At 42.5% G+C, this 633-nt stretch carries 1 protein-coding gene; it reads left to right on the top strand.

The features are described 5' to 3' along the window. Positions 1 to 101: 101 nt before the first annotated feature. Positions 102 to 633, top strand: a 532-nt coding sequence (locus HC175_RS16250; RefSeq protein WP_317172339.1) for a beta-ketoacyl synthase N-terminal-like domain-containing protein, incomplete at its 3' end; no start/stop codon positions are given.

The following is a 633-nucleotide window of genomic DNA, read 5'->3' as shown; positions in this document are numbered from 1 at the left end:
AACCTCTTGATTCCATTCTTAACCTGTACTACCAGGAAAAATAACAGAAACCCTGTTCGTATTTAAGTTCCAGCCCTTATTTTTGCCTGAAACTTCCACTTTTGAAAACACCGGTTTCTATTATTTCCATAGGCTCAGTTTCTGCATTGGGTTCAGATCCTGCTGAGATCTGGAGTAGATATACACATGATTCACACCTGCTCCAAAAAAGTGATTTCGGAAAGGTTTCTGCCTGGGCAGGATTTCTTCCGCATGAAATAAAGAATGAGATTGATTCTCTGAGATCTCAATTTAAAAAAGTAGATGATTCAGTATTGTATGCAGTTTACGCTACAAGACTGGCAATGGAGAGAGCAGGATGGGAAAAAGGAGAGGATATAGGTATTAATATAGGAAGTTCACGGGGAGCGACTACTTTATTTGAAGAGCATTTCGAGTATTATCTCGAAACCGGTAAAGCACAAACCCTTGCATCCCCCAATACCACCCTTGGAAATATTTCCTCCTGGGTTGCGCAGGATCTCAAGAGCAGGGGTCCCGAAATTTCACATTCAGTTACCTGTTCTACCGCCTTGCATGCGGTGCTTAACGGCATTGCCTGGCTCTCTGCAGGCATGGCCCAAAAATTTATAG

This window comes from Salinimicrobium oceani (assembly GCF_012037645.1).
The sequence above is the reverse complement of the archived record's forward strand: the minus strand, read 5'-3'. Positions and strand labels throughout refer to the sequence as shown.